At 71.1% G+C, this 4,853-nt stretch carries 4 protein-coding genes; 3 read left to right on the forward strand and 1 reads right to left on the reverse strand.

The genetic code is table 11. The features are described 5' to 3' along the window. Positions 1-122: 122 nt before the first annotated feature. The 3 genes from AC27VN_RS32650 (at position 123) to AC27VN_RS32660 (ending at position 3,313) form a co-directional block, all read left to right on the forward strand. Entirely contained in the window at positions 123-1,784 is a 1,662-nt protein-coding gene (locus AC27VN_RS32650) for an amidohydrolase (RefSeq protein WP_490879247.1), read from the forward strand. A gap of 7 nt (positions 1,785-1,791) precedes the next feature. Further along, on the forward strand, positions 1,792-2,781 hold the full coding sequence (locus AC27VN_RS32655) for a CobW family GTP-binding protein (RefSeq protein WP_490879248.1): 990 nt from the start codon (positions 1,792-1,794) through the stop codon (positions 2,779-2,781). A gap of 70 nt (positions 2,782-2,851) precedes the next feature. Further along, on the forward strand, positions 2,852-3,313 hold the full coding sequence (locus AC27VN_RS32660; protein ID WP_490879249.1) for a GNAT family N-acetyltransferase: 462 nt from the start codon (positions 2,852-2,854) through the stop codon (positions 3,311-3,313). Positions 3,314-3,317: 4 nt separating this feature from the next. Here AC27VN_RS32660 and AC27VN_RS32665 read toward each other — a convergent pair whose 3' ends face one another. Continuing rightward, the gene (locus tag AC27VN_RS32665; protein ID WP_490879250.1) at positions 3,318-4,706 is read right to left on the reverse strand and encodes a glycosyltransferase family protein; all 1,389 of its coding nucleotides are present in this window, start codon (positions 4,704-4,706) and stop codon (positions 3,318-3,320) included. Between the last annotated feature and the right edge of the window lie 147 nt (positions 4,707-4,853).

Consider the following 4,853-nt stretch of genomic DNA (forward strand, 5'->3'; position numbering starts at 1 on the left):
TTGGGTGCGCTGCCGCCGCGTCGGGCTGGCCGACGGCCTGCCGCTGCCGCCCCTGCGCCTGCAGGCCGATTGAATCCGCGCGAACATCGCGTCGCGCCCCGTCCATCCTCCTTCCCGAATCCATGACCGCCACCACCGTCTACAGCGCCCGCAAGATCCTCACGATGAACCCGATGCAGCCCGAGGCCACGCATGTCGCGGTGCGCGACGGGCGCGTGCTCGCGGTCGGCTCGCTCGACGACATGCGCGCCTGGGGCGACTTCGCGCTCGACGAGCGCTTCGCGTCCAAGGTGCTGATGCCGGGGCTGGTCGAGGGCCACTGCCACCTCAAGGAAGGCAGCATGTGGGACTGGGCGTACCTGGGCTGGTTCGACCGGCGCGATCCGCAGGGCAAGGTCTGGAGCGGCCTGCGGTCGATGGAGGCCGTGGTCGCGCGCCTGGCCGAGATCGCCGCGCGCATGCAGGCCGAGGGCCGGCCCGAGTCCGAGCCGCTGGTGGCCTGGGGCTTCGATCCGATCTACTTCGGCGGCGAGCGCATGACGGTGGAACACGTCGACCGCGCGAGCGCCACGCGGCCGATCGTCATCGGCCATGCCAACGGCCACCTGATGAACGTCAACAGCGCGATGCTGCGCATCGCCGACATCACGCGCGACAACGAGGTCGAGGGCGTGGTCAAGTTCGCCGCCGGGCCGGCCGCGGGCGAGCCCACGGGCGAGTTGCAGGAGCCGGCCGCGATGTTCCTCGTGCTGCGCAGGATCGGCAATGCCGGCCTGCTGGCGCCGATGACCGAGGCCGGCGTGCGCTCCTTCGCGCGGCTGGCCTGCATGCAGGGCGTGACCACCGCCACCGACCTGGTCAACAAGCTCACCGAGGAGGACTGCGGCGTGCTCGAGCGCGCCACCGGCGCCGAGGATTTCGCGGTGCGCATCCTGCCCGCGTTCCAGGCCTTCCACGGCACGCATGGCGCGGCGCAGGGCGCGGAGCATGTGCGCTCGCTGATGCCGCGCAACACCGACCGGCTGCGCTACGGCCTCGTGAAGATGATGCTCGACGGCTCGATCCAGGGCTTCTCGGCACGGCTGCGCTGGCCCGGCCATTTCAACGGCGCGCCCAACGGCATCTGGGTGACCGCGCCCGCGCAGTACGAGGCCGACTTCGAGACCTACCACCGCGCCGGCCTCACCATCCACACCCACACCAACGGCGACGAGGCCAGCGAGGTCGCGATCGACGCCATCGGCCGCGTGCTCGCGCGCGCGCCGCGCCCCGACCACCGCCACACGCTGCAGCACGGCCAGATGATCGACGCGCCGCTGTTCCGCCGCATGGCGGCGCTGGGCCTGTGCGCCAACCTGTTCGCCAACCACATCTGGTACTGGGGCGACCAGCACTACGAGATGACCATGGGCCCCGACCGCGCCAACCGGCTCGACGCCTGCGGCAGCGCGCTCGCCGCCGGCGTACCGCTGGCGATCCATTCAGATGCGCCGGTCACGCCGCTGGGCCCGCTGTTCACCGCCTGGTGCGCGGTCAACCGCGTCACGCCCAAGGGCCGCGTGCTCGGCGCGGCCGAGCGCATCACGGTCGAACAGGCATTGCGCGCCATCACGCTGGGCGCGGCCTGGACCCTCAAGCTCGATGGCGAGATCGGGAGCATCGAGTGCGGCAAGCGCGCCGACTTCTGCGTGCTCGAGGAGGACCCGCTGGCCGTCGACCCGATGCGGCTCAAGGACCTGCGCGTGTGGGGCACGGTGCTGTCGGGCCGCGTGTTCGAGGCATGAGGGCGCGATGACCGCGAAGACGGCGCGGCGCCTGCCGCTCACGGTCGTCGGCGGCTTCCTCGGCGCCGGCAAGACCACGCTGCTCAACCGCTGGCTGGCCGAGGCAGAGGGCCTGCGCATGGCGGTGCTGGTCAACGACTTCGGCGCGCTCAACATCGATGCCGGCCTGATCGCCGCGCGCCATGGCGACATCGTCGCGCTCACCAACGGCTGCGTCTGCTGCCAGATCGGCGACGACCTCGGGCGCGCGCTGCAGGGCACGATCGACGCCGAGACGCCGTTCGACGCCGTGGTGATCGAGGCCAGCGGCGTGTCCGACCCCTGGCGCATCGCGCAGATCGGCATGGCCGCGCCCGAACTGAGCCTGCAGGCCGTGCTGGTGCTGGTCGATGCGAGCGCGGTCGCCGCGCAGTCGCGCGATCCGCTGCTGGCCGACACGCTGGCGCGGCAGGTGAAGTCGGCCGACCTCGTGGTGCTCAACAAGACCGACATCGCGGGCGATGCCGCACTGGCGGCCGCCACGGCCTGGCTCGACGCGACCGTGCCGGGCACGCCGCGGGTCGCGACCACGCAGTCGGAGCTGCCGCTCGCGCTGGCCTCGGGGTTGCATGGGCAGGCCAGGCTGCATGCGCATTGCGATGTGCCGGGCTGCGGCCACGATCACGACCATGCGCACCACGCCGACCATGGCGCGCAGTTCGCGACCTGGAGCGCGCGGCCCCCAGCCGTGTTCGCGCCCGAGGCCTTGCGCGCCTGGATGCGCGCGATGCCGCCCGGCGTGCTGCGGCTCAAGGGCCTGCTGAAGATCGAGGCCGAGGGCGGCGGCGAGGCCTGGTCCGAAGTCCAGTACGCAGGCCGCCACGGCATGCTGCGGCGGGCCACCGCGCCGCTCGATGCCGAAGGTGCCGCGGTGGTCGCGATCGGTCTGCGCGGCCAGTTGCCGACGCGGGCGCTCGAGGCCTTCTTCGGGGCCACGGCAGCTTCAGCGAATCCTTAGCCCTGTCGCGTCGGTTCGTGTTGCAATGCGGGCTTTTCGCCCGACGCGCACCCGCGCCATTGCACACGCCATGAACCCGACCCTCGTCATCCGCCCGCCCACGCGCGACGACTACGCCGACTGGAAGCCGCTCTGGGACGGCTACAACGCCTTCTACGAGCGCGAGGGCCCGACCGCCTTGCCTGATGCGATCACGCAGGCCACCTGGCAGCGCTTCTTCGACGCCTACGAGCCCGTGCATGCGCTCGTGGCCGAGCACGAGGGCCGGCTGGTCGGCCTCACGCACTACCTGTTCCACCGCAGCACCACGCGCATCGAGCCGACCTGCTATCTGCAGGACCTGTTCACGCTGCCTTCGCTGCGCGGGCAGGGCGTGGGCCGGCGGCTGATCGAGGGCGTGTACGAACGCGCTTCTCAGGCGGGCGTGAAGCGCGTCTACTGGCAGACCCACGAGACCAACCTCGCGGGGCAGCGGCTCTACGACAAGGTCGCGGACCGCACGGGCTTCATCATCTTCGCGAAGAACGTCTGACGCTTCACTGTTCGTGGCTCCACCGGTCCCAGGCCCGCATCGCCTCGGCCCGGTAGGCATTGATCTGCGACGGAAAGTGCACGAAGCGGCTGTCGCGGGTCGCGTAGATCGGCGCCGGCGCGAGCGAGATCGCGTCGACCACGTGCTCGGCGTTCTCGAGCCCGAACCGGCGCATGCCCGCGAGCACGCTGGCCTGGTCGCCCCCGCCCGCGTAGACGTTGGACTTGTCGGGCACGGCCTCGATCGCCGCGCAGACATGGTCGACGAACTGCCGCATGCGCGGCCCGGGCCTGAAGCCCATCAGCCCCGAGTTCGCCGGCCAGGCACTGTGGTCCATGCCGATCACGAAGTCGCGCGCGCCGAGCACCTCTTCCACGCCCAGGCGCTGGTTGATCGCGAGGATGTCGGCATCGATCCAGAACAGCTGCTCGTGCTGCGCCAGATGCTCGCGCACCAGGTGCATCTTGGCCCAGTTGGCCTGCACGCCCGCCGGCACGAAGGCCGGCAGCTCGCGATAGAGGTGATGGCCATAGCCGTGGCGCTCGCAGTAGCGTGCGAGGTTGTCTTCGTGGATGCGGCCGTAGCCCGCCACCTTGGCGTCGTAGAACGAGACGAAGGCGATCTTCGCCTGCGGGTTCAGGTGCAGCTCGCCTCCCCGTGCCTCCTGCGCGGCCTGCTCCCACTGCGCCGGCAGGTCGAGCGGCCGTTCCTCCTCGAAGGCGCGCGCCTGCTCGAGCAGCACGCTGACGTAGCGGAAGTCGTAGCCATAGGTCGGCAGCCACACGCCATGCTGGCGTTCCCAGCGCGGCGCCGCATGCGCGACCAGCGGCACCACCTTCGGCAACTGGTCGATGGCGACGCGGCCGCCGCCGTCCCAGACGGCCTGGATGCTGCTGTAGAAGCCGTTGGCCAGGCGGTTCTCGAGCGGATGCACGGCGAAGGCCTCGCCCAGGTGTTCGCCGGCGGACTTGCCCAGCGTGTCCGGGTCGCCGGCCACGCTCACCGACAGATGGAACACCAGCAGCCGCAGCCGCTCGCGGACCTCGGCGGTGTTGCGCAGGATCATCCCGCTCGATGTGGGCAGGCTGGCGCCGGGCTCCTGCGACACGACCACGAAGTCATGGCCCTGTGCCACGTCCTCGAGCTTCTGCCGGCCGTAGACAACCGAGAACTCGTCGAGCACCAGCAGCAGCCCGCCATCGGCCAGCGCGAGCAAGGCGCCGTAGATCGCGTGGTACTTGTAGAGCTCGGCCTGCCGGTCGCCGAACACGTGCAGGCTGTCCCTGGCCTCGTGCGCATAGCCCCAGCGCGCCGCATAGGCCGCGTGGTTCTCGAGCAGGCCGTCGATCGGCCGGTGGGCGAAGACGGAGAGGATCGTGGTGGGGGAGGGCATGCGGGGGCGGCGAGTGGGGCGTGCCCCATTGTCGTCCCCGTGCCTCGACGCGGATCGCTAGCGCGACGGATGCTCGCAGGCCGCGGCCCGGACGCAATCGCCGGTCGTGCAGGTCGCCGCCGGTGCCTCGTCGCTGCCCGCATCGAC

This window comes from Variovorax sp. 20P10.2.4 (assembly GCF_058244205.1).